This is a genomic window from Helicobacter mesocricetorum, from assembly GCF_900198605.1.
GTDB classification, from domain to species: domain Bacteria; phylum Campylobacterota; class Campylobacteria; order Campylobacterales; family Helicobacteraceae; genus Helicobacter_D; species Helicobacter_D mesocricetorum.
Map to the genome: position 1 here is coordinate 113,387 of NZ_FZPJ01000010.1, position 25,715 is coordinate 139,101.

The 25,715-nt window shown below is 34.7% G+C and carries 28 protein-coding genes; 16 read left to right on the plus strand and 12 right to left on the minus strand.

Features of this window, described 5'->3' with window-relative positions; translation table 11 throughout:
• Positions 1 to 2 precede the first annotated feature (2 nt).
• Positions 3 to 2,255 carry a flagellar biosynthesis protein FlhA gene (flhA, locus tag C6H18_RS03255; RefSeq protein ID WP_104721676.1) on the minus strand — a complete coding sequence of 751 codons (2,253 nt, stop codon included), beginning with the start codon at positions 2,253 to 2,255 and terminating at the stop codon, positions 3 to 5.
• A gap of 159 nt (positions 2,256 to 2,414) precedes the next feature.
• On the opposite strand from flhA, the gene rpsO reads away from it, so the two are divergent.
• Positions 2,415 to 2,690 (plus strand): 30S ribosomal protein S15, encoded by a 276-nt coding sequence (gene rpsO, locus C6H18_RS03260; RefSeq protein ID WP_104721715.1) that lies wholly within the window; start codon positions 2,415 to 2,417, stop codon positions 2,688 to 2,690.
• An 8-nt stretch (positions 2,691 to 2,698) separates the two neighbouring features.
• On the opposite strand, the gene trpA is transcribed toward rpsO, so the two are convergent.
• Both trpA and trpB read right to left on the minus strand, forming a co-directional pair.
• Positions 2,699 to 3,463, minus strand: coding sequence for a tryptophan synthase subunit alpha (trpA, locus tag C6H18_RS03265; RefSeq protein ID WP_233704042.1), 765 nt, complete (start codon positions 3,461 to 3,463; stop codon positions 2,699 to 2,701).
• Positions 3,460 to 4,725, minus strand: coding sequence for a tryptophan synthase subunit beta (trpB, locus tag C6H18_RS03270; protein ID WP_104721678.1), 1,266 nt, complete (start codon positions 4,723 to 4,725; stop codon positions 3,460 to 3,462). The genes trpA and trpB overlap by 4 nt, the downstream gene beginning before the upstream one ends.
• Positions 4,726 to 4,835: 110 nt before the next feature.
• Between trpB and C6H18_RS03275 the strand changes: the two genes are divergently transcribed.
• The 9 genes from C6H18_RS03275 to C6H18_RS03315 all read left to right on the plus strand — a co-directional run bounded on the left by C6H18_RS03275 (position 4,836) and on the right by C6H18_RS03315 (position 13,328).
• Complete coding sequence (locus C6H18_RS03275; protein ID WP_104721679.1) at positions 4,836 to 6,332, plus strand: anthranilate synthase component I family protein; 1,497 nt, start codon at positions 4,836 to 4,838, stop codon at positions 6,330 to 6,332.
• Positions 6,329 to 7,945, plus strand: a complete 1,617-nt coding sequence (locus C6H18_RS03280; protein ID WP_104721680.1) for a bifunctional anthranilate synthase component II/anthranilate phosphoribosyltransferase — start codon at positions 6,329 to 6,331, stop codon at positions 7,943 to 7,945. The genes C6H18_RS03275 and C6H18_RS03280 overlap by 4 nt, the downstream gene beginning before the upstream one ends.
• The gene (gene trpF / locus C6H18_RS03285; protein WP_104721681.1) at positions 7,946 to 9,451 is read left to right on the plus strand and encodes a bifunctional indole-3-glycerol phosphate synthase/phosphoribosylanthranilate isomerase; all 1,506 of its coding nucleotides are present in this window, start codon (positions 7,946 to 7,948) and stop codon (positions 9,449 to 9,451) included.
• An 80-nt stretch (positions 9,452 to 9,531) separates the two neighbouring features.
• Positions 9,532 to 10,233, plus strand: a complete 702-nt coding sequence (locus C6H18_RS03290; protein ID WP_104721682.1) for an MqnA/MqnD/SBP family protein — start codon at positions 9,532 to 9,534, stop codon at positions 10,231 to 10,233.
• Positions 10,234 to 10,342: 109 nt separating this feature from the next.
• Positions 10,343 to 10,756 carry a nucleoside-diphosphate kinase gene (gene ndk, locus C6H18_RS03295; RefSeq protein WP_104721683.1) on the plus strand — a complete coding sequence of 138 codons (414 nt, stop codon included), beginning with the start codon at positions 10,343 to 10,345 and terminating at the stop codon, positions 10,754 to 10,756.
• 7 nt (positions 10,757 to 10,763) lie between these two features.
• Positions 10,764 to 11,126 (plus strand): hypothetical protein, encoded by a 363-nt coding sequence (locus tag C6H18_RS03300; RefSeq protein WP_104721684.1) that lies wholly within the window; start codon positions 10,764 to 10,766, stop codon positions 11,124 to 11,126.
• A gap of 17 nt (positions 11,127 to 11,143) precedes the next feature.
• The gene (gene rpmF / locus C6H18_RS03305; protein ID WP_104721685.1) at positions 11,144 to 11,296 is read left to right on the plus strand and encodes a 50S ribosomal protein L32; all 153 of its coding nucleotides are present in this window, start codon (positions 11,144 to 11,146) and stop codon (positions 11,294 to 11,296) included.
• A gap of 19 nt (positions 11,297 to 11,315) precedes the next feature.
• On the plus strand, positions 11,316 to 12,302 hold the full coding sequence (plsX, locus tag C6H18_RS03310; RefSeq protein ID WP_104721686.1) for a phosphate acyltransferase PlsX: 987 nt from the start codon (positions 11,316 to 11,318) through the stop codon (positions 12,300 to 12,302).
• Between the two features lie 21 nt (positions 12,303 to 12,323).
• Positions 12,324 to 13,328: a beta-ketoacyl-ACP synthase III gene (locus tag C6H18_RS03315; protein ID WP_104721716.1), complete on the plus strand. Its 1,005-nt coding sequence runs from the start codon at positions 12,324 to 12,326 to the stop codon at positions 13,326 to 13,328.
• On the opposite strand, the gene C6H18_RS03320 is transcribed toward C6H18_RS03315, so the two are convergent.
• The 5 genes from C6H18_RS03320 to C6H18_RS03340 are packed head-to-tail and all read right to left on the minus strand — an operon-like array spanning position 13,325 to position 17,005.
• The gene (locus tag C6H18_RS03320) at positions 13,325 to 13,717 is read right to left on the minus strand and encodes a type II secretion system protein (RefSeq protein ID WP_158654856.1); all 393 of its coding nucleotides are present in this window, start codon (positions 13,715 to 13,717) and stop codon (positions 13,325 to 13,327) included. The two genes, C6H18_RS03315 and C6H18_RS03320, sit on opposite strands and share 4 nt — an antisense overlap.
• Positions 13,707 to 14,183, minus strand: coding sequence for a type II secretion system protein (locus C6H18_RS03325; protein WP_324735900.1), 477 nt, complete (start codon positions 14,181 to 14,183; stop codon positions 13,707 to 13,709). The genes C6H18_RS03320 and C6H18_RS03325 overlap by 11 nt, the downstream gene beginning before the upstream one ends.
• 10 nt (positions 14,184 to 14,193) lie before the next feature.
• A complete protein-coding gene (locus tag C6H18_RS03330) occupies positions 14,194 to 14,844 on the minus strand; it encodes a LutC/YkgG family protein (protein ID WP_104721687.1) in 651 nt (216 codons plus the stop codon).
• Positions 14,837 to 16,273, minus strand: coding sequence for a LutB/LldF family L-lactate oxidation iron-sulfur protein (locus tag C6H18_RS03335; protein WP_104721688.1), 1,437 nt, complete (start codon positions 16,271 to 16,273; stop codon positions 14,837 to 14,839). The genes C6H18_RS03330 and C6H18_RS03335 overlap by 8 nt, the downstream gene beginning before the upstream one ends.
• A gap of 6 nt (positions 16,274 to 16,279) precedes the next feature.
• The gene (locus C6H18_RS03340) at positions 16,280 to 17,005 is read right to left on the minus strand and encodes a (Fe-S)-binding protein (RefSeq protein WP_104721689.1); all 726 of its coding nucleotides are present in this window, start codon (positions 17,003 to 17,005) and stop codon (positions 16,280 to 16,282) included.
• Positions 17,006 to 17,251: 246 nt separating this feature from the next.
• Here C6H18_RS03340 and C6H18_RS03345 point away from each other — a divergent pair, with 246 nt between their 5' ends.
• Complete coding sequence (locus tag C6H18_RS03345) at positions 17,252 to 18,916, plus strand: lactate permease LctP family transporter (RefSeq protein WP_104721690.1); 1,665 nt, start codon at positions 17,252 to 17,254, stop codon at positions 18,914 to 18,916.
• An 11-nt stretch (positions 18,917 to 18,927) separates the two neighbouring features.
• On the opposite strand, the gene C6H18_RS03350 is transcribed toward C6H18_RS03345, so the two are convergent.
• Both C6H18_RS03350 and C6H18_RS03355 read right to left on the minus strand, forming a co-directional pair.
• Positions 18,928 to 19,596: a 16S rRNA (uracil(1498)-N(3))-methyltransferase gene (locus C6H18_RS03350; RefSeq protein ID WP_104721691.1), complete on the minus strand. Its 669-nt coding sequence runs from the start codon at positions 19,594 to 19,596 to the stop codon at positions 18,928 to 18,930.
• Positions 19,596 to 20,003: a hypothetical protein gene (locus tag C6H18_RS03355; RefSeq protein WP_104721692.1), complete on the minus strand. Its 408-nt coding sequence runs from the start codon at positions 20,001 to 20,003 to the stop codon at positions 19,596 to 19,598. Before C6H18_RS03355 ends, C6H18_RS03350 begins: the two co-directional genes overlap by 1 nt.
• Before the next feature lie 221 nt (positions 20,004 to 20,224).
• Between C6H18_RS03355 and cysS the strand changes: the two genes are divergently transcribed.
• The 5 genes from cysS (at position 20,225) to C6H18_RS03380 (ending at position 24,532) form a co-directional block, all read left to right on the plus strand.
• Entirely contained in the window at positions 20,225 to 21,628 is a 1,404-nt protein-coding gene (cysS, locus tag C6H18_RS03360) for a cysteine--tRNA ligase (protein WP_104721693.1), read from the plus strand.
• Positions 21,628 to 22,374, plus strand: a complete 747-nt coding sequence (locus tag C6H18_RS03365) for a sulfite exporter TauE/SafE family protein (RefSeq protein ID WP_104721694.1) — start codon at positions 21,628 to 21,630, stop codon at positions 22,372 to 22,374. Before cysS ends, C6H18_RS03365 begins: the two co-directional genes overlap by 1 nt.
• An 84-nt stretch (positions 22,375 to 22,458) precedes the next feature.
• Complete coding sequence (locus C6H18_RS03370; protein ID WP_104721695.1) at positions 22,459 to 23,502, plus strand: hypothetical protein; 1,044 nt, start codon at positions 22,459 to 22,461, stop codon at positions 23,500 to 23,502.
• Positions 23,499 to 24,014 (plus strand): hypothetical protein, encoded by a 516-nt coding sequence (locus tag C6H18_RS03375; RefSeq protein ID WP_104721696.1) that lies wholly within the window; start codon positions 23,499 to 23,501, stop codon positions 24,012 to 24,014. Before C6H18_RS03370 ends, C6H18_RS03375 begins: the two co-directional genes overlap by 4 nt.
• Positions 24,011 to 24,532 carry a hypothetical protein gene (locus C6H18_RS03380; protein ID WP_104721697.1) on the plus strand — a complete coding sequence of 174 codons (522 nt, stop codon included), beginning with the start codon at positions 24,011 to 24,013 and terminating at the stop codon, positions 24,530 to 24,532. Before C6H18_RS03375 ends, C6H18_RS03380 begins: the two co-directional genes overlap by 4 nt.
• Before the next feature lie 3 nt (positions 24,533 to 24,535).
• Here C6H18_RS03380 and C6H18_RS03385 read toward each other — a convergent pair whose 3' ends face one another.
• Both C6H18_RS03385 and C6H18_RS03390 read right to left on the minus strand, forming a co-directional pair.
• The gene (locus C6H18_RS03385) at positions 24,536 to 24,847 is read right to left on the minus strand and encodes a thioredoxin family protein (RefSeq protein WP_104721698.1); all 312 of its coding nucleotides are present in this window, start codon (positions 24,845 to 24,847) and stop codon (positions 24,536 to 24,538) included.
• Between the two features lie 27 nt (positions 24,848 to 24,874).
• Positions 24,875 to 25,588, minus strand: coding sequence for a YebC/PmpR family DNA-binding transcriptional regulator (locus tag C6H18_RS03390; protein ID WP_104721699.1), 714 nt, complete (start codon positions 25,586 to 25,588; stop codon positions 24,875 to 24,877).
• Positions 25,589 to 25,715: the final 127 nt, after the last annotated feature.

Sequence of the window (25,715 nt, forward strand, 5' to 3'; positions counted from 1 at the left end):
CCTTATATAGAGAAGTCAATAGTCCCTAAAATTTCATATTTGCTTTGATAGTCAATTTCTGCCGTGCTTAAGACTACCATACTGCGCGCAAAGCCATATTGTTCCATAAAGATTGCTAAAGGCTTTCTAAGCACCATAGGCACTCCTCCTACAATCATAGGAACAGCACCCATTGAGGCAGACTTTTGGTAAGAATTATTGAGGGCATCCAAAAAGTTTTGCGATTCTGTTGGGCTTAGCCTTAATCTCTGCCCCATTTTTTGGGATTCTGGAAGACGTTCTAATAAAAACTGCTCTAAGCTTGGGGATAATACGAAATAGCGCAAGATCCCATCATCACTTTGAAAATTATGGCTAATAAGTCGTTTTAAACACGCTCGCACATATTCTGTAAGCGTTGGCAAATCTGATTTATAAGCAGGAGTGCCATCAGCAATAGCTTCTGCAATGCTTAACATATCTTTAATAGGAATTTGCTCGTGTAAAAGCTCTTTTAAAATATGTTGGATAGTCCCTATTCCAACACCTTTAATCTCCTCTGCTAAAATCGGATAATCCTTACTTAATTTTTCTAATAAATTATGCACTTCTTGACGCGTTAATAATTCTTCTGCGTATTGTTTAATGAGTTCTTGAATATGAGTGCTAATTACGGTTGCTCCATCAATAATGGTATAACCCTCTATGATAGCATCTTCTTTTTTGCTCTCATCAATCCAATAAGCATCAAGTCCAAAAACAGGCTCTTTAGTTGGCACACCATCTGGAATCTCACCTACAAAACCACTAGAAGCAATGGCAAGGAATTTATCAACCATAATTTGTCCGCGTCCAATCTCGATTTCTTTAAGCAAAATTTGGTATTCATCAGGAGCTAAGTTTAAATCATCTCTTAAATGCACCATAGGCACTAAGATTCCATATTCTGTTGCCATTGTTTTACGAATAGCACGAATTTTATTAACAAGCTCTCCTCCTTGTGCGGGGTCAGCAAATTTAATGAGTTGATAGCCTAAACCAACGCGCAAAATCTTAACTTTTAGGGCTTTTTCAATCTCTGCTTCTTCTCTTTTCTTACGTTCTTCCTCGCTTTCTTGTGGAGCTGGAGGTTGGGGTTGTTGGTCTTGAGTTGTGCTTCTCTTTAAGGGTTTATCTAAAGATTGTGGAGAATCTGTTTGTGTGGATTCTTGTTTTTTAAATTTTTGTAGTAAGGATTCAATATATTTCCAAGCCTCCCCATCTTTTTGTTTATTTAAAAGTAAGGCTAGGAATAAAAAGAGTATCCCTACAAAACCCAAAGAAATAGTAGGGAGTCCCGGCACAAGTGCAAATAATAATAAAATACTCCCAACAATCATTAGGGTTTTAGACTCATTAATGAGTTGGTCGATAATCCCAGAGGCGAAATTTTCTCCTTCTTTGCTAAAGCGCGTTACAATAATACCCGTAGCGGTAGAAACAATAAGAGCAGGAATTTGTGAAACTAAACCATCTCCAATGGTTAAAATTGTAAAAGTCGCCGCAGAATCAGAGACTGACATATCCTTTTGAAAAACACCAATTAAAAATCCACCAATAATATTAATAAGGGTGATAATAATCCCAGCAACTGCATCGCCCTTTACAAACTTATTAGCACCATCCATAGAACCATAAAAATCTGCTTCAGCGGCTAACTCATCGCGTCTAGCCTTAGCTTCTTCTTGCCCGATTAATCCGGTATTTAAATCCGCATCAATTGCCATTTGTTTCCCGGGCATTGCATCTAAGGTAAATCGAGCTTTTACCTCTGAAACTCTTGTAGAACCATTAGTAACAACCATAAAATTAATAATCACCAAGATAATAAATAAAATAATCCCTATAACATAATTTCCACCTACAACAAACTGCCCAAAAGCTGTAATAATGCTACTTACTGCTTCTGTGCCTAAATGTCCATTGCTTAAAATCATCCTTGTAGTGGCGATATTTAAGGATAATCTAAAAAGTGTGATGATTAAAAGCAAAGTAGGGAAGGCAGAAAAATCTGTGGGCTTTTTCACATAAAGGGCGATTAAAATAATTAAAGCAGAGAGTGCAATAGAGGTCGCAAGAAAAAAGTCTAATAAACTGCTAGGTAAAGGGACGATGATAATAGCTAAGATTGCAATGATAAAAAATACAACCGTTAAATCTTTTGATCCCGTTAAATAAGACAAAAAAGGCGTAATTTTTCCTAAAATAGATGATTTTTCTGCATCCGTCTTTGCCAATTTTACTCCAAAAATATTCACAAATTAATTTGTAATTCTAGTGAGTTTTAACCTATAAAATCAAGAAAATCATAATTTTTATGGTTTTTAATAAAATCTATGTTAGAATCCGAGCCTTTAAAAATTAATAACTAAAAATTACCAATCAGGAGGTCTATGATGGCTCAAGATTCGGCGAAAAAAAGAGAAATTACTTCTGCTTTTGCTAGAAATCCCAAAGATACAGGTTCTGTGGAAGTGCAAGTTGCGCTTTTAAGTGATAGGATTAAAACGCTCACTGAGCATTTAAGAGTGAATAAAAAAGATCATTCTAGTCGTTTAGGTTTAAGGAAGATTGTTTCGCAAAGAAAAAGATTGCTTTCTTACCTTAAAAAAACAGATTTTACCCGTTATGTAAGCCTTATTGAAAAGCTAGGCTTAAAAGATAGGGGTTAATCCCTTTCTTAGGCTTTTAGTAACCTTTTTGTAAAAGCCTGTAATTCTAGGAAAAAGTCTTTTGTTAAATCTATTTGTGCGATATATTTAACAAAAGCACTTCCAATTACCACAATAGGCACAACCCCCCTAAGAGCCGCAATCTGCTCTTTGCTTTGTATGCCAAACCCTAAAGCAATAGATTTATTACAGCTCTTTTTAACTTTATTAATATAAGCTAGGAGTTCGGGGGTGATTTGTGTGCAATCCCCTGTAATGCCATTCCTTGCTACTACATAAACAAAGCTTCCACTCTTTTTAGTTAGTTGTTTTATCCTTGAATCATGGGTATAAGGTGCGAGTAATGCAATATTTTCTAATCCAAATTTTTTAGCCAAAGCAAAAAGGTTTTCATCATTTTGCAAGGATAAATCCGGGACAATAAGAGCAAATACTCCACTTTCTTTTGCTCTTTTTAGAAAAGATTCTATCCCATAGGCAAAGAGAATATTCCCATAAGTCATAATTAAAAGCTTGGTTTTGCAACCATTTTCTAACAATTTTGTATGTATTGCCTCTATAAGTTCAAAACCTAAATCCGTGTTAAACCCTAATTTTAAAGATTCTTCACAGGCATTCCTGATTATCTCTCCATCGGCATTAGGGTCAGAAAATGGAAATTGCACTTCTAAAAAACTTGCCCCTCCTAAAGCAATCCCAAGTGCTGCTTCTAAGCTTTTTTGAAAATTAGGATACCCTGCAATAATATGTCCCATTAAAGCAATTTCTTTCATAATCTTCCTATCTCCTTAATTTCATCACTTAAAAAACCTCTCCACCGATCTTTTTGTAAAGCTTTAGCGGTAATAAAAATATCCTTATCGCCTCTTCCAGAGACATTAACAATAATTTTTTTGGAATTTACTTCTTTAGAGATTTTTAAGACACCTGCTAAGGCGTGAGAAGATTCTAAGGCTGCAATAATTCCTTCATTTTTGGCAAAAAATTCTAAAGCATTTAAGGCTTCCTTATCATTTGCGCTTTTAAATTCTAAACTTCCCATCTCCTTTAAATGTGCAAGCTGGGGACCAATCCCTGCATAATCAAGCCCAGCAGAGATAGAGTAAGTCTCTAGTAAATTTCCATATTTATCACTTAAAAAGTAACTTTTATATCCTTGAACAATCCCTAGATGAGAGTTCTGATTATTAATCCTTATGGCATTCTCTCCCACAGCTTTGCCTACTCCCCCTGCTTCTATGGCGATTAAACGGATATTATCCTTTAAGTAGGGAGCAAAAAAGCCTATTGCATTACTCCCTCCGCCCACACAAGCTATCATAATATCTGGGTTTCCTTGGAAAAACTTTTGTGCTTGTTTTTTAACTTCCTTGCCAATGATACTTTGAAAATCCCTTACAATATCAGGGTAAGGATAAGGTCCAAGCGCACTTCCAAGCACATAAAAAATATTTTTAGAATCCTTGCTCCACTCTCTTAAAGCCTCATTTACGGCATCTTTTAAGGTTTCGCTTCCATTTTTTACACTTATAACCTCTGCCCCTAGAAGTTCCATATTAAAGACATTAGGAAATTGTCGTTTAATATCTTTGCTCCCCATAAAAATCCTACATTGCATACCTAGCTTTGCACAAGCAGCACTTACGGCTAATCCGTGCTGTCCCGCTCCTGTTTCTGCAATAATTTGCTGTTTGCCCATTTTTTTAGCCAATAAAACCTGTCCAATGGCATTATTAATCTTATGCGCCCCCGTATGGGCTAAACCCTCAAATTTTAAATATATTTCATTATTTAAGATTTTACTAGCATTTTTGGCAAAAATTAAAGGAGTAGGTCGCCCTACAAATTCTTTTAATAAATCCTTAAATTCTTGCTGAAAACTTTTTGTAGGGAGAATATGTTTATAGGCTTCTTCTAATTCTTTTAAAGCAGGGTATAAAATTTCTGGTACATATTGCCCACCAAAGGCATTTGTATGAGAATCCTCTAATCCAAAAAATCCTTTTTTTGAGCGCAAAAAAATATTATCTTTCATAATCTCTAGCTTTATTTTTAGGTATGAAGCTATTATATCTAAACTAAACTTTTTTGGTAAGAAACTATTGTATAATACCCCCCCAAAATGATTAGAAAGTTGATAGAGTAATGTTTAGTTTTTTGTCCCATAATCAATCTCCTTTAGATGCTAATAACTTGTCATCTGCAATAGCCTTTGAAAAGATTGAGAGCCACTCTTTTACTCCTTTAATGCTCTGCTATTCTCTTAATGCCCCTGTGTTGCTTGAATCTGCTTATTTAAAAACCGGAAAAGGACGTTTTTCTATTTTGGTTTTGACAGAGGCTTTTAGGATTACCCAAGAGGAGGAAGGTTATTACTTACGAAGTGGTGGGCAAAAATATCCTTTGGATTCTATTCCTATGCCCTCTAAAAATCCAAATTTCTTAGATTATTTAAAGATTTTTAGAGATTTAACCCCGCCTTTGCAAGAGGAGCTTATTGATTTACCCCTCCCTTTAGGAGGAGTTGGATATTTAGGCTATGAGTTTTTTGGGGATATTGAAGCCATTACTTTTAATAACCCAAAACTTTATGATTGTTATAAAAATGCCTTTATTTTTGGAAGGGATTTTATGATTTTTGATCATTTTTATGAATCCCTTTTTATCTTTAGCGTAAGTTATGCTAAAGAGATAAATCCTCATAATCCTAAACAGAGAATCCAAGAAATTTTACAATCTTTAAAGCATCTAAGCCAACAAGATTGCACCCAAGTAAATATCACCTCAGAGATAATTTCTGCTAATAAAGAATCTTATTACACAAAAATGGTTCAAACCCTAAAAGATGAAATTTACAAAGGCAATCTTTTGCAATGTGTGCCAAGCCAAAGTATGCAGATAAAAAGTAATCTTCCACCTTTACAGGCTTATAAAAACTTGCGTAGCAATAATCCAAGCCCTTATATGTATTTTTATAATTTTGGGCATTTTCAAATTATTGGAAACTCTCCTGAAGTCTTAATTAAAGTTTCTACACCAAAGCATTCTAATATTGCTAAGCTAACTTTACGACCTATTGCTGGGACGCGTCCTAGAGGCAAAACACAGCTAGAAGATTTACAAGCAGAAGAAGAATTAAGGAGTGATTCTAAAGAAAATGCTGAACATCTTATGCTCCTAGATTTAGGGCGCAATGATATAGGAAAGGTTGCTATTGGTGGGAGCGTAAGGGTAACGCAACAAAAAGTTATTGAAAAATATGCAAGGGTTATGCACCTAGTCTCTGAAGTGCAAGGGGATATGGATTTAAAAGTCCATAATAAAGTTGATGCCCTTCTTGCGGCTTTTCCTGCAGGAACTGTTAGCGGAGCACCAAAAATTCAAGCAATTAAAACCATAGAACAGCTAGAAGAACACCAAAGAAATATTTATGCAGGGGCTATTGGGTATTTTACACAGAATTGTGATATGGATTTTGCTATTGCTATCCGCACAGCTATTTATCAAAATGGTGTTTATTATCTACAAGCTGGAGGTGGGATTGTCTATGATTCAAATCCCAAATTAGAATATGCCGAAACCCAAAATAAAATGCTCTCTTTAATTGAAGCTATTATTGGAAAAGAAGGAAATATACAATGATAGTGCTTATTGATAATTATGATTCCTTTACTTATAATATCTACCAAGCCTTTTATCAATTTAATTATCCTATTAAAGTCTTGCGTAATGATAAAACTTCCATTAGCGAAATTATCGCTTTAAAGCCAAAATTTATTGTCATAGGACCCGGACCAAAATCCCCAAAAGAAGCAGGAATTAGTGTTGAGGTTGTAGAGAAACTAAAAGGGATTTGTCCTATCTTAGGGATTTGTTTAGGGCATCAAGCTATCTTAAGTGCCTTTGGGGTAGCGATTAAAAATGCAAAAAATATCGTGCATGGAAAAGTAGAGCCACTATTGCATAACAATAAAGGAGTCTTTAGGCATATTAGCCCTAATACCCCTATTGTGCGATACCATTCACTAGCGGGAAAGAGGGAGGAGATTCCGGATTGTTTTTTAGTGAGTGCAATGAGTGAAGATGGTGAGGTTATGGCAGTCGAACATAAGTATTACCATTTGGTAGGTTTGCAGTTTCACCCAGAATCCATTGGGACTAAAGAGGGGATTAAAATGCTCTTAAACTTCTTGCATTACACAAGGGAAGAAATACCTATTAAAGCCTATCTTAAAAAAGCATTGCATCAAGAATCTTTAAATTTTCAAGAAAGTTATAATTTTATGGATGAACTTACAGAGGGGAATCTCACAGAAGCGCAAATTGGGAGTTTCTTAACAAGTTTAGAGATTAAAGGCGTAGATGAATATGAGTTAGCAGGTTTTGCCTCTGTGCTAAAAAAGAAGGCTATTGCTTTTGAGGTGGATAAAACCTTGCCTATTTATTTTGATATGGTTGGGACAGGAGGAAGTGCTGTAAAGACTTTTAATGTCTCTACAACTTCTAGTTTGCTTTTGGCAGCTCTAGCCAAAAAACAAGGTTTTGGCATTATTAAACACGGCAATAAAGCCATCACTTCTAAAAGTGGTTCTGCAGATTTACTTACTGCCTTAGGGGTTAATGTCAATATGGAGATTCCAAACATTTATGCAATTTTTAGGCAAATTAATCTCACTTTTTTGTTTGCGCAAAAATTTCACTCTGCTATGCGTTTTGCCGCTTCTGCTAGGTCTTCTTTGGGTTTTAAAACCGCCTTTAACCTAATAGGTCCTTTAAGTAATCCAGCACCTATAACCCACCAACTCATTGGGGTATTTGATAAAAGTTATACAGAAATTATGGCAAGAGCTTTAGCGATTTTAGGCATAAAAAAAGCCCTCATTGTCAGTGGTTTAGATGGTTATGATGAAATTTCTTTATGCGCTCCTACGCAAATCACTACTTTAAAGAATGGGGAGATTAAAACGACTATTTTTAATCCTATTGAAGTTGGCTTAGATTTTGTTAATCACTCTTTATTAGTAGGTGGGGATTCTTCACAGAATTTACGCATCGCCTTAGATATTTTTGAAGCTAAACCCTCTCCAAAGCTAGAACTAGTTGCCTTAAATATGGGTGCTGCGCTTTATGTATGCGAGCAAGTAGAATCTATTAAAGAAGGGTATTTTCTAGCTAAAGATATTATCCAAAGAGGAGAAGTGTTTGGAATCATTGAAACCTTTAAAGCACTTAGCCAACAATATGTGGAGGATTAAATGCAAGGCACAGCAACTATCCTCAAAAAAATTTTAGAGGCAAAATCCCAATATCCCATAAAGACTGCAAAAAGAAATGCTCCTATCCATAAACCCAGCTTCAACGACTTTCCTTTTATTATTGCAGAAATTAAACGTTCTAGCCCATCTTCTGGAAATATCAGTGATATTTCATTGCCCCAAAACCTTGCCAAAGATTATCTAAATGCGGGTGCTAATGCTATCTCTGTTTTGTGTGAGAAGGATTATTTTAAAGGGGATTTAGAGGATTTAAAGATTGTAAAAACCACTTATCCAAATGCGTGTATTTTACGCAAAGATTTTATTACCCAAATTGAGCAGATACAAGAATCTTACGATTTTGGTGCGGATATGTTGCTTTTAATAACTGCGGTATTTATCGAGAAAAATAATGGCTTTAGTCAGCTTAAAAAACTCTATGAGCAGACATTAGCACTTGGATTAACCCCTTTGCTTGAAGTGCATAACAAAGAAGAAATTGATTTTTTAAAACCTCTTAAACCTGCACTTATTGGCATTAATTCCCGTAATTTGCATAATTTTAAAATTGATAAAATTGCCGCTTATAATCTTCTTTTTTATGCTAAAGAACAGCTAAAAAGTCAGGTTCTTTTTGAATCTTCGATTCATTCAAGTTTTGATGGTTTTGTGGTTGGTAATATAGGGTTTGATGGTATCTTATGTGGAAGCTATCTTGTCAAAAGCAATAATGCTTCTAAGACCTTATGCGCCTTGAAGCATTCTTTAATACTAGCTAGAAATTCTCCTAATGCCTTTTATCAGAATGTTTTTAAAATCCTCCAATCTCCTTTGGGATTCTTAAAAATATGTGGAATTACTACACAAGAAGATGCGCTAATGTGTGCCAAGGCTTTAGAGGAGCATTTAGAAAAATTTTTAAATGTTGATAAAATAGCGGCACTAGGCTTTATTTTTATAGAAGATTCTCCTCGTTTTGTTACTGAAACCTTAATTAGAAAAATTTCACAATCCCTTAAAGCACATCCAAAGATCTTAAAAATTATCGTTGTAAAAGATGATAAAAAGAATATGCAACAAGCCATAAGGCTTTATGAGGAGGGTATTATTGATGCACTCCAATTACACGGAGTTTGTGGGGAGAGTTTTGGAGGAATTCCGCTAAAAGATGCCCATTTTCCCTTTTATGAAGTTTGGAATATACAAAAAGCATCAGATTTTAAGGCTTCCATAAGTCCTTTTGTTTTGTTTGATTCTAAGAGTATTTTAGGTGGAGGCAGTGGAATAAGTATTGATAAAAAGGTTTTACAAGCCCTTAAAGAAAAGGTTAATGATTATCTTTGTGTAGCTGGTGGAATAGGCATAGAAAATCTCCAAAGCTTCAAAGATTTGGGTGCAAAAATGTTGGATGTTAATTCAAGTTTGGAATCAATCCCTAGCAAAAAAGATTTTAAAAAGATTCACGCTTTTTTAGAGAAATTCGTGGCTTTAATGACTTCTCATTAGAGTGATTTTGTAAAATCATTGTTTCTAAAAATGCGAGAATAGCATAGGCATTTGATTGTTTTTAAGAAGGAAGTAAATTTATGCGTTTTGGAAAAATTGATTATCTAAATCTCTTGCCTTTTGAAGTTTTTATGCGCTCTTACCCGACACCTTCTAATTTTAGATTATTTTATCAGAAGAAAAAGTCCTATCCTGCCAAGCTCAATAAAGAGTTTTTGTTTTGTCGTATAGATGCTGGGTTTGTTTCTTCTATTACCGCACTCTATAATAAAAAAAATAAAAGATTTTTGGCGTCTTCTGTTGGGATTGTTGCTAAAAATAAGGTTTTAAGCGTTATTTGTATCAACCAAGAGGAGGGGAGTGATTACCAATCTGCAACTTCTAATGCACTTTTAAAGGTTTTAAAGCTTAAGGGTCGTGTATTAATTGGGGATAGGGCTTTGGTAGAAGTTTTAAAGAGAAAAAAGGCGCAACAAGATTTTATTGATATGGCAGAATGCTGGAGTAATAGGGAGCATTTGCCTTTTGTATTTGGTAGGCTTTGCATAAGGAGGCATTATAATTTTTTTATCAAAATCATTCAATCTTTTCAAAAAAAATCTATTAAAATCCCCTATTATTTGCTTATGCAATACTCTCAAAAAACGGGAGTGAATAAAAAAGATATTTTAGAATATTTGAAGCTTATTTCTTACAAAATTGATAAAAAGGCAAATTATGGCTTAGAAAGATTTTATAGAGAATTACGAATTTTAAGAATAAAACCCCCCAAAAGATTCTAAAAACATTGCTAAGAAACTATCCTTTAATATTAAATGCAGTTTTTTTTTGTATAATGGTAGCCCTAAAAATATTTAGAAATCCCCAAGGAATTTGGGTATAGGAGTAAAAATGGAGCAAACATTATCCATTATCAAACCTGATGCGGTTAAAAAGAATGTTGTTGGAAAGATTATTGATAGGTTTGAGAGTAATGGTTTAAGGGTTGCTGCGATGAAAAAAATGCAGCTTAGTAAATGTGATGCAAAGGAGTTTTATGCGGTGCATAAAGAGCGCCCCTTTTTTGCGGATTTGGTAGATTTTATGGTCAGTGGTCCTGTGGTTATTATCGTGTTAGAAGGGCTAAATGCTGTGGCAAAGAATCGTGAGCTTATGGGTGCTACCAATCCAAAAGAGGCAGCAGCAGGGACAATTAGAGCAGACTTTGCTGATAGCATTGATGCTAATGCTGTGCATGGTAGTGATAGTTTAGAAAATGCTAAAAGAGAAATTGCATTTTTCTTTGCTAATAGAGAAATTTATTGATTAAAGAATGTCTAAAATACCTTTTAGTAAAGTTTTTCAAGCTTGTAAAGATGGCGAAAAATTACCTTTTAGTGTGGAGTTTGAGGGCATAAGCCTAGAAGGTTTTTTATCGGTTAAAAACTCTTCTGAGTGGGTTAGATTAGAGGGTGTTTTAAAAGGGCAAATGAATTGTACTTGTGATTTAAGTGGAGAAACTTACATTCAAACACTAAATGAAGTTTTAGATTTTTATTTGAGTGATGGAATGGTTAATTTAGAAAGTGGAAACTTTAGAGATGTTGTTGAATGTGAAGATGGAATCATTGATTTAGCAGAGATTTTAAGGAGTGAATTAGAAATAATTCGTTGTGATTACCATATTAAAAATTAAATTTTAAGGAGTTTAAAATGGCAGTTCCAAAAAGACGAGTAAGTAAGACAAGAGCAGCAAAAAGAAGGACACATTATAAGGTTGTTTTAGCGACACCTATAAAGGATAAAGACGGAAGTTGGAGAATGCCTCATCGTGTCAATAAATTCACCGGAATTTATAAAAGCTAATTGGTTGGATTAAATCTCTATGAGAATTGCTGTTGATGCAATGGGTGGTGATTTTGGCTCTTTACCGCTTGTAGAGGGTGGTTTGTTGGCGTTAGAAGAATCTAATTTTACATTGGTTCTTGTGGGAGATAAAAATATCCTTACTCCTCTTGTTCCATCTAATTTTAGTAGCAAGATTGAAATTGTCCATTGTAGTGATGTTATTACAATGAAAGAGGGTGCTACTTCTGCTTTAAAACGGAAAGATAGCTCTATTTATGTAGCTATGGAAATGCTAAAGGATAGGAAGGTTGATGCTATTGTTTCTGCTGGACATAGTGGCGCTACAATGAGTCTTGCTACTTTGAAAATTGGTCGTTTAAAGGGCATATCGCGTCCTGCTATTTGCACATTGATGCCTCGTATTGATGGAAAGAAAAGTTTGGTTGTAGATGCGGGAGCAAATGTAGATTGTAAGCCAGAGAATCTTTTTGAATTTGGTGTCATGGGCTATGAATATGCTACTGCTATTTTAAAGTATCCGCAAGCAAGAATAGGGCTTTTAGCTAATGGTGAAGAAGAATGCAAAGGGAATGAAATCACAAAAACAGCTTTTGATTTTCTTAAAAATCATCCTAATTTTGTGGGGAATGTAGAGGGCAATAATATTTTTGATTCTTCTATAGAAGTGATTGTTTGTGATGGTTTTACAGGGAATGTTGTTTTAAAAGCAAGTGAAGGTGTTGCGGATTCTATTGTTTATTTGCTTAGGCATTATATTAAATCTTCACCTATGGGTATATTTGGCTCACTTTTTATGAAAAAAGTTTTTAAAAAACTTAAAAAACAAGTTGATTATGCAGAATATGGTGGAGCTCCGCTTTTAGGAGTGGATGGAAATGTAATTATTTGCCACGGCAAAAGTAACGCAAAAGCAATGAAAAATGCTATTTTTCAAGCCATTGCTACGATTGAAAATAATATTAATGATAGAATTTTACAAGCACTTCATCAGTATAAAATTTAATAAATTAAGGGAATTATGGAGATGGAAAAACCAATTTATGCTTCTTTGAAATCTATTGGTGCTTATGCTCCAGAAAGAATTGTAACCAATTATGATTTAGAAAAAATAGTGGATACAAATGATGAATGGATTGTGAAGCGCACAGGTATCAAAGAGCGTAGATTCGCGCAAGACAATGAGGCTACAAGCGATCTTGCAACAAAAGCAGCAAAGATTGCATTAGATCGCGCAAAAGTAACACCTAAAGAGGTTGATATGGTGATTGTAGCTACTATCTCTCCAGATTTTTTCTGTATGCCTTCGACTGCTTGTGTGGTTGCTAACAACCTTGGAATCATCGGCAAACCCGCCTTTGATATTTCAGCAGCTTGTAGTGGATTTGTTTATTTACTCTTTTTGGCAAAGTCTTTTATCCTTGCAAAAGCTTGTAAAAATATCCTTATCATAGGAGCTGAAAAAATTTCAAGTATTTTAGATATGCAAGACAGGAATACTTGTGTGCTTTTTGGGGATGGAGCTGGAGCTGCTTTAGTTGGTGTTACTGAAAATAAAGAAAAAAGCATTATAGAGGTTCAAGTTTCTTCTAATGGAGAGTATCAAGATTTTTTGATAACTCCGGGTTGTGGCAGTAGGTATCCAACAAGCAAAGAAGTATTGGAAAAAAGATTGCAATTTCTTAAAATGAAAGGTAATGAAACTTTTAAAATCGCTGTAAAAACTCTCATTAACGATGTCGTTGAAATTTTAGAAAAAAATCATTTGAATATTAATGATATTGACTTTTTTGTTCCTCATCAAGCAAATAAGCGGATTATTACTGCTGTGGGTGAAGCCTTAAATATAGCCCCAGAGAAAGTAGTGCTTACTGTGCAAAAGTATGGTAATACTTCTGCTGCTTCTATACCTATGGCTATTAATGAGCTTTATGAAGAGGGCAGAATCCAAAATGGCTCAAGATTGCTTTTAGATGCTTTTGGGGGCGGATTAACTTGGGGTTCAGCTATCCTTACTTTTAATGGAAATTAAAAAACATCGCACAAAGATTCATTATTATGAAGCCTAGCACTCTTTGTAGGTTGGCATTCTAAGATACCATTTTTGACTATAAAGGATATTTGTTTATCTCCATTAATAGCTACAAATCCATTTTTTTGCGTTTGAAAAGAGCAATTACTAGGCTTTAAATCTAAATTTGTATAAAGTGCCATTAAGTCAATGTTTGGAATACCCTGTTGGTTGATTTGTTTTTTAAGTGCGAGTTTAAAATTAAAAACTTGTAATTGGAGCTTTGTCATACAGGAGCTTTGTCGGTAATTGGCAAATTGTGGTAAAGCAAGAGTAAATAAAACCCCCATAATTAACAACGCTAAAATAACTTCTAAAAGACTAAAAGCATTTTTGCGGTTAAAAGACAATGGAGCTACTTAAAAGGGGAATAAGAAGTGGCGTATTAGCATTTAAATGGAGTTCAAAAACTAATTTTTCGCAAAGATCTCCTTTTGGATTAGCAGTAATTGGGGTAGAAATTTCTAAGAATCTCACAGATTGTGGAGTGGTTGCTTGGGTGCCATTTTCATCGTTTAAGAGTCTTGCGCTAATGCAAGGGATAGCATTATTATTGAGTCTTGTAGAGATTTTGTAATCCCCAATATCCCAATTAGAGCCACTTAAAGTAATAGCCGTATTAAAAGTCCCTTGTCCTTGAGAGAGGAAATAAGCAGGAAAAGAGCTTTTTAGTGTATTAATATCACTTTTTAAGGCAACAAGCTTTGCATCATCCCTGCTTGCAGAAATCTTAGGGATTGCAACAGCTGCTAGTATCCCTAGAATCACTAAGATAAAGATTAATTCTAGCATTGTAAAAGCTTTTTTATTTTTCAAAGGAATTCCTTTAATAGAGCAAAATATAAGTAACGCGCGATCCATGCACCCCAAAGACGGTTTGGAGTTCAATATCAGCCGTTCTTGAAGGACCTGCAATAAAGATAATATTAGAAGGCAAAACATCACTTTTGCTTCGATTCTTTTCATAGGCTTTAATGGCTTTTATCCCCTCATAAAGGTTTTCGACAATATCCCTTTTATCAAGCAAATAAATACAAGTGTTGGTGATAAGCGAAGAGAGGCGAGGGGAGTTAATGCTAGAGCTTAAACCAATAATCCCTAAATTTGCCACTCCACATTGTGCTTTTACAATAGAAGTATCAATCTTAAAAAATTCCTCACGCTCTTCATCAACGCTTTTGGTATAGGGCATCAAGACACATTGGGTTTGCAAAGATTCTATATCCACTCCAATATCGGTATTGTAAAGCACTTTTTTAGCTCCAATATCTTGCAAAATATCTTGCAAGGTAGAGAGTAAATTTTCTTGTGTGCATTCTTTAATGATGGCTTTATTGTTGGTTTGATTAATAATATATTCTTCTAATAAGCTTTGTGCTGTGATTTTCATCGGACTTTGATAAGATATTTCACTTCCAAAGATTCTATTTGTTTTTAAAGAATCCCTAATATTTGCTAAAATCTTCTCCTTACTCATAAATTACTCCTTGCATTTGGGATACTTTCTTGTGTAGATTCCCATTGATAGTCGGAAACTCCCTATAAGTAACCCATTGCTTCAATAAGGGTAGAATAGGAGAGAAAAACTTTATCAAATGGGACAAAAGATTAGAAAGATAGAGCATAAGACGCCATTGTTTGGGGTTAGTTGCTAGGTTAGAGAAGCTTTGCATAGCTTTTATTTCAGAGAGATTTTTTGTTTTCCCTGTAACGCCTATCACATTTTTTCTCCCTTGTCCTACTCTCTCACTCCGCAAGTCTCTAATGAGTTCTGCTAAGGGAATCTTAACAGGACACACTTCCGAGCATCTCCCGCAAAGTGAGCATAAATCAAGCATTGGACTAAATTTATCAAGCCCAAAAAGCTGTGGAGAAATCACCTCTCCAATAGGACCGGGATAAGGGCTAAGATAAGAATGTCCGCCTATTTTGTCATACACAGGGCAGTGGTTAAGGCAAGTGCCGCAACGAATACAGCTAAGGGCGGTATAGTAATGAGGATCTTTTAACATATTGGAGCGATGATTATCTAATAAGATAATATGCACCTCTTTAGGACCATCTAGCTCACCCTTTTTTCTAGGGGAGGAAATGATATTGTTATAGCAAGTAACAGGCGCCCCTGTCGCAGAAGGAATCAAAAGAGCATTTAAAAGGGAGGCTTCCTCAAAGCTTTCCACAATCTTTTCAATGCCACAAAAGGCAATATGTATATCACAAGCTGTGGTGCTCATCCTGCCATTACCTTCATTTTCTAATAGCCAAATAGCACCCTCATTAGCAATAGCAAAATTAACACCGCTAAGTCCCATTTTAAATTCTTGAAATTCTTTGCGTAGATGAATCCTAGCAATTTCATTGAGTTTTTCTGGCTCTGTTTCTAAGGGAGCATTGAGTTTATCGCGAAAAATCTCCCCGATTTGATGGCGATTTTTATGAATGGCTGGGACTACAATATGCACAGGGGGTTCATCAATGAGCTGGATAATAAGCTCCCCTAAATCTGTTTCAATAGGCTCTAATCCTTTTTGTTTCAAGAAAGCATTAAGATGCGTTTCCTCACTTGCCATAGATTTGCCCTTTAAAACCTTATAAATCCCCTTTTCTTTCATTAATCCATAAACAATCTCATTAGCCTCTTGTGGAGTGCTAGCCCAATGCACTTTAAGTCCATTTTTGGTGGCGTTTTTTTCAAAGGTTTCTAAAAGCTCATCAAGTTTGCCTAAGTTTTTACTTTTAAGATCTTTGCCTTGTTGGCGAAGAGATTCCCAGTCCAAAAATCGTTTGCTAATTAAATTTTTGCGATTAGTTTTTAAAGTATTCATACCATTGAATAAATTATTACGCAATTGCTTGTCTTGAAGTTTAGAATGAATAATATCTTGATATTGTTGTTTGATACTCATATATGCTTACACTCCTATTCTATGGGCTAAAAAGTCATAAAGGTGCATTGTTTTTATCGGGATTCCTTGTTTTTTCATCGCTCCGCTAATGTTTAACAAACAGCCAGAATCCGCACTTAAGAGACATTCTACATTGCGGGATTGTATATCTTGTATTTTTTGGCTTACCATGGCATAGGATATTTCAGGCTCTTTAATGCTAAAAGTCCCACCAAACCCGCAACAATCCTCCTCTCTCTCTAGCTCAATAAGTTCGACATTTTTTAAGCTTCTAAGGAGAGATTTTGCCGAATCAATACATTTTGTGACCCTTAGGGCGTGGCAGTTGCTATGCCAAGTTACTTTAATAGGGCTTCCTTTATCCTCATAGCTTACTTTTAGCTCTTTTTCTAAAAATTCGCTAAGTTCAAACACCCTTTTGCTAAAGTCCTTTGCTTGTTTTTCATAAGGAGTATTTTTGAAAAGTTCTTGATAATCCATTCTCATCATCCCCGCACAAGAACCACTAGGGACGATGATTGGCTCATTACCTTCAAAAAGATTCATCGTATAAAGAGCAACTTTCTTGCTTTCTTCATAATAGCCAGAATTATAGCTTGGTTGCCCACAGCAAGTTTGGTCTTTTTTAAAAACAACTTCAACCCCCTCTCTTTGTAGCAGTTTAATACTATTCACGCAAGTATCTGCAAAAGCAGTCGCTCCAATACAGGTTGAAAAAAAGAATGCACGCACTTCAAACTCCTTTATAGACTGCCAATAGGGCTTTTTATAAAATTTGGATTAGTAAATTTATCACAAATATCTATTGTTTTCATTGAAATATTAAGCAAAGCAGATAGAGTTGTTTGGCTTTGGTTATATTTGTAACATTCTTTGCGCCCTGAATCCAAATTTTTTACCAAGCAATGCCAAATCGTCAGTAATTTTAAGAAATATTCCCCTATAATCCCTAAAATTTTTAATCTTAAAGGAGAATAAATGTGGTTTCAAGTTTATGATCCATTGAATAATCAGTGGTTAAGCGCACTTGTAGCTTTATCGCCTATTATTTTATTTTTTGTCTCTTTAGTGTTTTTAAACCTAAAAGGACATATAGCAGGGTTTTTAACAGTTCTTTTAGCGACATTAATCGCTTTATTTGTCTATGATATGCCCTTTACCAACGCCATAGCAAGTTTGTTTTATGGTGCTTTGTATGGATTGTGGCCTATTGCGTGGATTATTATTGCCGCCATTTTTCTCTATAAACTAACCGTGAAATCGGGGTATTTTGATATTTTAAGAGAATCTATTATTACAATTACACCGGATCAAAGAATCCAAGTAATCTTAATAGGATTTTGTTTTGGGGCTTTCTTAGAGGGGGCAATTGGCTTTGGAGGTCCTGTTGCTATTACTGCGGCATTATTGGTTGGACTTGGACTTCGCCCACTTTATGCCGCAGGGCTTTGTATGATTGCTAATACTGCCCCCGTGGCTTTTGGGGCGGTTGGGATTCCTATTATTGCAATGGCAGGTGCTGTGGGTGTTCCCGCACTTGAGATTTCATCAATGGCAGGGCATATGCTTCCTCCCCTATCGGTATTTATCCCCTTTTTCTTAGTGTTTTTAATGGATGGATTTAAAGGTGTTAAAGAAACTTGTCCTGTGGCATTAGTAGCGGGGGGAAGTTTTGCAATCGTGCAATACTTAACAGCAACCAAACTTGGACCTGAATTACCAGATATTGCTTCAGCGGTTGTTTCTATTGTCGTTGTTGCATTGTTTCTTAGAGTATGGAAGCCCAAGAATGTTTTTAAATTTGATGAAGAAATTGGTGGAAAAGCCAATTTAGAAGCAAAAAGCTATAATGCAGGAGAGATTATCTTAGCGTGGCTACCCTTTGTCATCTTGATTTTTGCTATTATTGTTTGGACGCAACCTTGGTTTAAAGCTTTATTTGCTAAAGATGGAATCTTAAATTTTCTTGTTTTCAAATTTGAAATTACGGGGCTTGTAGGGATTATGCAAAATACGCCTGTTGTGCTAGAGCCAAAAGCTATCAATTCCATCTTTACTTTCCCGCTTATTAATACCGTTGGGACTTCTATTTTCTTAGTCGCTATTATCACGATGATAATACTTAGGGTTAAAGTTTCTACCGCTGTAAAAACCTTTGGTGAGACTTTAAATGAAATGAAATTTGCGATTTTAACCATTGCCTTAGTCGTAGGCTTTGCCTTTATTTCAAATTATAGCGGAATCTCCGCTTCCTTAGCACTTGCCCTAGCACAAACAGGGGATGCTTTTGCGTTTTTCTCTCCAGTGGTTGGTTGGATAGGCGTATTCTTAACAGGAAGCGATACAAGCTCTAATCTACTCTTTGGAGGGTTGCAGCAACTCACTGCAAGGCAACTTGACATTCCTGAAGTGCTATTTTTAGCGGCAAATTCCGTAGGTGGCGTTGTGGGCAAAATGATAAGCCCACAAAGCATTGCCATTGCGTGCGCAGCAGTGGGATTGGTAGGCAAAGAATCAGATTTGTTTAAATTTACCGTTAAATACTCTATTTTGCTTGTCATTGCTATTGGTATTTTTACCTACGCACTTGCGATGCTTCATAAAAGTGGAGTTATTGATTTGTTGGCAATTACTGCCCCATAAAGAATCGCTTGTTAGGGGGTTAGATATTTTAATGTCGCATAAATAGCGGCGTTTTCACTGCGTAAAATATTACAATTTAACGCACTATAAAGGGGCTTGTCTTTCAATAGACTCCTTTCATTAGCACTAAATCCCCCCTCTGGTCCTACCAAGATAGAACTTTCTTTTATGGACTTTAATGCTTCACCCTTGAAATCTAGAATCGCCAAATGAGGATATTTTGTTAAAATCTCTTGAAGATTATTGAGGAATTCTATTTCTAAGACTGTAATTCTGCCACATTGCTCACAAGAGTTCTCTAAGATTTTTTGAAGTCTCTCTTGGGAGAGTTTGAAGTTTTTTTGTGAATATTCTGCATAGAAAAATGTGATTTTTTGTAGGTTGCATTCATTAAGTATGGGGAGTGTTTTTTCTATATTTTTTGGTTCGATAATTGCCCAGATTAAATGCCCCTTTGGGGGATTGGTAAGTTCTGTATTTTCAGAAGAAACTAAGTGGAGTAATGCTTCCTTTTTATCTAAGGAGTGAATGGAGTAGATATAGCAGTTTAAGTCTCTAAGGTTTCTAAGGTGTAAGAATTGTGTTTTTTTTGTCCTTCTTGAGCGGAAGAGGTGATGATAGCTATCGCCTTGTAGCTTTAAGCATTGTTCGCCAGCGTCTTTATGAATGAGAAATTGCATTATAAAATCAGTAAAAATAAGCCAACAAAGGCGCAAAGATCAAAAAGGTATTTTTTCAATGCCCATCGGAAGAATAGCTCTCTTACTTGGGGATTGGATTCTACGCGTATAAGTTTTTGTTTTTTATGCCGTTTGATTTCAAATATAAAAATAACCAAGCAAAGAATGAGCATAATAATAACTTCAGGGATGATGATAAACCCAAACATTGCCCAAACCACAAATCCACTAAAAAGACTCGCACTAAGAAGAGTGTAATAAGCAGGAGCCATAAGGGCTAAAAATTTTAGCTTTTGTGTATGTGAGGTTTTAAAAAGGAGTGCGTAGAGATTGATAAGTGGAGGAAGAAATAAAAAGAGCGATAAGAGCAAATGCACAAAGATTAGTTCAATTTCTATAAAATCCATATTCTCACTTTGATTAAATAAGGTGATTGTAACAAATAAGTAAGTATTTTGTAAAGATAATAGGGGGAAATTCCTAGTTTAGTTAAAGATTGAGAATTTCATAAACTAAGCTTTAAAGTAAGTTGGGAATTGGAGTTTTTTTGTTATACTTCCCATTTTGAAAGTTACTCTTTTCAAATCTCATTGAATCTTCGCATTTCTTTTAAAGTAGGAAATATAGTATGCAAATTAAAATTTATGATAGTGTCAAAAAAAAGAAAGTAGATTTTATTCCACTTAATCCCCCAGAAATCCGTATGTATATTTGCGGTCCTACGGTTTATGATGATTCACATTTAGGGCATGCAAGAAGTGCAATTGTTTTTGATTTATGGCGTCGAATTTTGATTGAAAATGGATATAAAGTTTTGTTTGCAAAAAATTTCACAGATATTGATGATAAGATTATTAATAAGTCCATTCAAAGCGGATTAAGTGTGGAGGATATTACTCAAAATTATACACAAAAATATCTTGAAGAAATGGAGGCTTTAGGTGTCATTAGGGCGGATATAGAACCTAAGGCTACGGAGAGTTTGGAGAGTATTTTTGCGATGATACAACAGCTTTTGCAAAAAGGATTTGCGTATAAAGCTACTAATGATGATATTTATTTAGCTGTTGAAAAAGATTTAGAATATGGTAGTTTAAGCGGTAGGGATGCAGAATTAGAAACACAAAGCAGGATTCAAGATAACCAGCAGAAAAAGGATTCTAAAGACTTTGCTTTATGGAAAAGTTATAAAGGAGAGGGTGATATAGGATATGAATCTCCTTTTGGTAAAGGTCGCCCGGGTTGGCATATAGAATGTAGCGCAATGATTAAAAAACATTTGGCTTATAAGGGAGAGTATGCTATTGATATACACGGGGGAGGAGCAGATTTGCTTTTTCCTCATCACGAAAATGAAGCTTCACAAACCCGATGCGCCGATAATCAAAAAATTGCTAAATATTGGATACATAATGGATTTGTAACCATTAATGGCGAAAAAATGGCAAAATCTCTAGGCAATAGTTTTTTTATTAAGGATGCTTTAAAAAACTACGATGGCGAAGTTTTGCGCTTTTATCTTTTAAGTACCCACTATCGCATTGGATTAAATTTTTCTGAAGAGGATTTATTAAGCTCTAAAAAGCGATTAGACAAAATTTATCGCTTAAAAAAACGAATCTCTCCTATACAGGATATTCAAGAAAAAGATTGCTTGGAATTTAAAGAGATGTTTTTGAGTGCATTAGGAGATGATTTAAATATTTCAAAAGCCCTAAGCGTGGTGGATGAATTTGTTACAAAAGCTAATGAATGTTTAGATAATAAGCAAATAAAAGAAATTCCTGCTATTGCTGGTTGTTTGGCTATCATACAAAGACTCTTAGGGGTTGGGGGCAAAGATGCCTTTGCTTATTTTCAATTAGGTATTAGCAAAGAACAAAGAGCAGTGATAGAATCTTTAATCCAACAACGGCTAGAGGCAAAATCACAAAGAGACTTTAAGAGTGCTGATGCCATTCGCTTAGAGCTTTCTTCTATGGGGATTCAAATTATGGATACCCCCTCTGGGAGTATTTGGGAGAAAGTATAATGGAGAGCTGGGAGTTAATTAGTCTTTTTATGGTTGCATTGGTGGGTAGTTTTGGGCATTGTATTGGAATGTGTGGAGGAATTGTTTTAGCCTATTGTAGTTCTTTATCAAAAGATTTAAACAAAATACAAATCTTGGGCTATCATTTGCTTTATAATTTTGGGCGCATTAGTGTTTATATCTTTTTAGGCGTTGTGGTAGGATTTTTAGGCAGTATGTTTGCACTTAATCCTTATTTTAAGGGAGGGCTTTTTATATTTGCTGGAATGCTTACAGCTTTAGCAGGAATATCTCTTTTAGGCAAAATCAAGTTTTTGGTTTTTTTAGAGCATTCTTTGCAAGATTCTCAATGGTATCAAAAGGGGTTTCAAAAACTTTTATCTGTAAAAACGCCTTTAAGTCTCTATTTGTTAGGGGTTTTAAATGGTTTATTGCCCTGTGGTTTTGTTTATGCTTTTTTGTCAAGTGTCGTAGGCTTTGCAGATGCTTTTAAAGGTGGGGTGATTATGGCGGTTTTTGGAATAGCGACCATTATTCCTTTGCTAAGTGTAGGGTTTTTAGCTAATACTTTATTGTCCCAAGCGAGATTAAGAAAAGTTGCTATGAATATAGCTGCTTTGGCTATCGTTGTTTTTGGTGTTTTAATGGTGCAAATGGGGGTAAAGTCTTTTGATTCTACAAAAATGGAACATAAAATGCATACACCTATACAAATACCTCAAGAAGATAATCATCACAACCATTAAATGAGGTGGAGATGTGAAGAATTAGTCTATTCTTAAGGCAAAATTATTTATTATACTAGGGTTTAGATGGGAGTTTGAGTTAAGATGAATCTTAAAAAATTAATTCGTCACCTTTTGGCTACTGTTGTTGTGGGGATTGAAATAGACAATAGATTTTGTTACATTACAACAAAATTTTATAGACGCTCTAAAATCGTCGAAGTTCAAACAAGATCATTCAAAACAATTCCGGGCGAATTACCTATGTCAGCAGTTCGATACATTAATGCGATTCGCTTTAAAAAGCCTTTTACTTATATTTCTTCTTTATCAACCTCAATTATTCAAGGTGTGATGAACACTACCAATGAGGACGACTTTATTAAATACGGAGTAAATATATCAGATGTTGAATCTAAGAGGATTGATGATTGGTTTGTATATTGCTCTAAAGAAGGCATTGCTGAGACAAAAAAACAATTTTTTAAAATCGGTGTAGATTTTGTGATTTCTCCTTTTATATTATTGCATTCCTTGATTAAGGATGATATTGAAGATTCTTGTAATCTTTATATTTTGTTTCAAAAGTCTAATATTACAATGATAGTGGCAAGAGGGGCTAATGAGGTTCTTTTTGGTGCTTATTATATCTTAGAGAGCAAGATTGATTTAGGAACTAATGCTCCTAAAAAGCGTTTAAATGAAGATTTAGATGACGATGAAGAAGAACCAGATGTAACCAATGATATAAATCAAGAATTAGCTAATCTTGGGGATTTGGATTTAGAGAATGAGTCTGATTCTGATGAGGAATTAATCGAGTTTTTAAAAGATGAAACTGAGGATTCCCCTGAAGAAAATACTAGCAATAACTATCAGGAAACTTTTGATGATTTTTCACGCGTAAGTTATGCGGCTAAATTTATTCAATCTGCTATTGGTGAGTTTTATAATAATGAAATTTATCAAAGTGATTTTATTACACAAATTATTTTATTTAATCCCCATAAGATTGATGAAGAAGTGTTAAAGCATATTTCTAATACTACAATGCTAGATTTGGATATTCGATCTTGTAATGTTTCTGAAGCTTTGTCAGATTTAGGCTATGAATCTTATAAATTCTTTGAAAAGAAAGAAATGGTATGAATTATAGTTTTACACTTCCTAATAAGAAGTCTTTATTAAAGAAAATTTCACGCATTTGGTGGGGTTATATTTTTTTAACAATCTTTATTTTATTAGGATTTGTGAGTATCCTTAAGGTGCAGGGCTATATTATGAGAGAGGAAACTCAAGCTTCACTTGTTGAACGAGAAAACTTGTTACAAGAGATTAAAAACTATCAGACAATTCAGATTCAAGAAGGAGATAAGGTTAAATTTGGCAATGTTATAGCCTCACAAAATGTTATCCTTAAAGAAAGTGTTGAAAATCTCTTTGGAATGATACCTGAACAGATTACTTTAAAAAAAATAGAAATGAACAAAACCCAGCTTACACTCTATGGTGTAACACCCTCTAGGCAGGTTTATACATTTTTGCTTGAAGTGCCCTTGCGTTCTATTTTTAATCAAAGTCGTGCAGATTTTTATGCTCTGCCAAATGGTTGGTATAATTTTGTCTCTGTTAGTAAATTAAATGAAGAGATTGAAGAATGAAAGCATTTTTAGCACAAATTGACTGGATTAGGAATACTTTCTTTTTTGTTTTTTATTTCTTTTTGGTTGTAATTATCTTTTTATCTTTAGTAAATCCCCAATTGCAGGAATTTAAAAAGGAAAATACCAATTATCGTAAAGAATTACATATTACCCAGCAAGTGCAGAAGCAAAAAATGCAAACCGCAGAGGCTTTAGCAAAATACCAAGCAGATAATAATACTCTATTAAATGCCTTTAAAGCTAATATTACACAAGAGACAATCAAGGAAAAACTTTCTTCTATCTTTCAAAAAGTAGATGTTGTAAAAAATGGAAATTCTTATTTTAAGAATGGCTATTTAGCCCAAAATTACATTGTAAGCGGTAGAGTTGCAGATATACAAGCCATTAACGATGTATTAATACAGGTTATGAACTTGCAAGGAATTGTGTATCTTGCATTCCCTATTCATATAGAAGCTGAAGAAGGAGTTTTGGTATTTTCCTTCTCTTTGGAGGTTTATTCTTTACCTTAAATATTAAAGGATATTCTTAATGGCTGTCTCAATAATATTTTTAGAATCAGGCTCTACGACCCTCTCTCCGACCTCTTCACCATTTTTATAAAAGATTAAAGTTGGTATTCTCCTAATTCCAAGCGATTCTTTTAGACTTTCTTCTTCATCGGCTCTAACCGTAAAAAAATTCACTTGTTTGTCGTATTCTTTAGCTAAAATCTCGATAATAGGTTCTATTTTTCGGCAATCTGGACACCAAGGCGCACCAACAGCTACAAGAGAGATTCCTTCTTTAATAGAGTTTTCATAAGTTTGTTGTGTTAATTTTGTCATTCTTTATCCTTTTTAAAGTTAAGTTTATTAAGCGATATTGGTAAAAACTGCTTGAACATCATCATCATCTTCGATTTTATCAAGCAGTTTTTCAATATCTACAAGCTGCTCTTCATTGAATTCTACAGGAGTGTTTGCAATCCTCTCTAAAGCGACTTTTTTAACCTCTATTTGGAGGGATTCTAACGCATTAGCTAAAGTTCCAAAGCTTGTATAATCTCCATAAATATGCACAATTTCTTCTTCAATGTCCATAGAATCTAATCCCGCATCAATGAGATTAAACTCTAATTCTTCTAGGTCTTTAATGTTTGTTTTGGCAACTTCAAAATGTGCTTTGCGGGAAAACATAAATTCTAAGGAATTATTTGTGAGCATTGTGCCACCAAATTTATTCACATAGCTTTTAAGATTGGCAACGGTTCTTGTGGGGTTATCTGTGGCACATTCTACAAAAAATAAAGCTCCATATGGGGCTTTTATCTCGTAATTTACTTCAGTAATTTGGATTCCATCTTTACCTAAGGCTCTTTTAATAGCAGCTTCAATATTGTCTTTTGGCATATTTTGGGCTTTAGCTGCTAAAATAGCAGTCCGTAATTTAGAATTCATATCTGGATCTCCACTCCCCCCTTCTTTAACAGCAATGCTAATTGCCTTACCTAATTTTGGAAAGAGTTTAGACATTTTATCCCAACGTTTTTCTTTACTTGCTCTTCTGTATTCAAATGCTCGTCCCATAAAACCTCAATTCAATAAAACTTGATGCAAAATTATAGTATTTTAATCCATAATTTTTCAAGTTTGTATTTATTTTCCCAAAACTATTGACACCCCAAAGGTTTTTCTATATAATTCTACCTCTTTT